A 1,210-nucleotide genomic window follows, 5' to 3' on the forward strand; every position below is an offset into this window, starting at 1 on the left:
CAGCCGGACCTCGAGGCCTACGAGGGCATGCTGGTCACCGTTCCCGAGACGCTGACGATCACCGAGCAGTACAATCTCGACCGCTTCAACGAGATGAAGCTGGTCGCCGGCGACCGCCCGGAGACCTTCACCCAGATCCACGATCCGGACGCCACGGCCTACCAAGCCTATCTGCAGCAGCTCGGCGCCCGCACCATCACCTACGACGACGGCCTGAACGTCGAGAACACCGCGATCGGCAATGTCGGCGGGCTCGATCCCAACGACAATCCCGACGTCGCGCCGAACTACGCGACCGCCAACGCGCCGCGGATGGGCGACACCATCACGGGCCTGACCGGCGTGCTCGACTATCAGTGGGCCGGCAACTCGAACTCCGGCGCGACCTGGCGCGTCCGCTCGATCGAGAACGACGACAACACCTTCACCAGCGTCACGCCGCGCACCGAGACCCCGGAGGACGTCGGCGGTCGCCTGAAGGTGGCGAGCTTCAACGTGCTCAACCTGTTCACGACGCTCTCCGGCAACACCGCCATCGGCCAGGCCCGCCGCGGCGCGGAGAACGCCACCGAGCTCGCCCGCCAGACCAACAAGATCGTCGACTCCATCGTCGCGATGGACGCCGACGTGCTCTCGCTGGTCGAGCTCGAGAACGACTTCCAGGTCGGCTCCAGCGGCAACGCCATCGCCTATCTCGTGAACCAGCTCAACGCCCGGCTCGGCGCCGGCACCTATGCCTGGGTGAACCCCGGCCAGCAGTTCGTCGGCGGCGATGCCATCGCGGTCGGCTTCATCTACAAGACCGCGACTGTCGAGATCACCCAGGGCACGTCGGTGTCGATCCTCAACGACGCCGACCTGCCGGCGCTCGGCCTGTCCGGTCTCACCGGCCAGAGCTCGGTCGGCCACGTCTTCGACGGCACCAACACCAGCCGCAACGCGGTCGCGGTGAGCTTCACCGAGAAGGCCACCGGCGAGTCGTTCACCGCCATCGCCAACCACCTCAAGTCCAAGAGCGGCACCGGCACCGGCGCCGACGCGGACCAGGGTGACGGCCAGGGCAACTGGCAGAACCAGCGCGAGCTCGCCGCCACGGCGCTCACCGCCTGGGCCGCCACGGACCCGACCGGCTCGGGCGACAGTGACGTGCTGCTGCTCGGCGACTTCAACGCCTACGCCAAGGAAGACGCCATCAAGATCATCGAGAACG

Annotated in this window: 1 protein-coding gene; it reads left to right on the forward strand. The window is 67.7% G+C overall.

Features of this window, described 5'->3' with window-relative positions; all coding sequences use genetic code 11:
- On the forward strand, positions 1 to 1,210 hold a 1,210-nt coding region (locus ABTU92_RS30465), incomplete at both ends, for an ExeM/NucH family extracellular endonuclease (RefSeq protein WP_408095262.1).

It is taken from the genome of Rhodoplanes sp. SY1, assembly GCF_046000175.1.
GTDB lineage: Bacteria > Pseudomonadota > Alphaproteobacteria > Rhizobiales > Xanthobacteraceae > Rhodoplanes.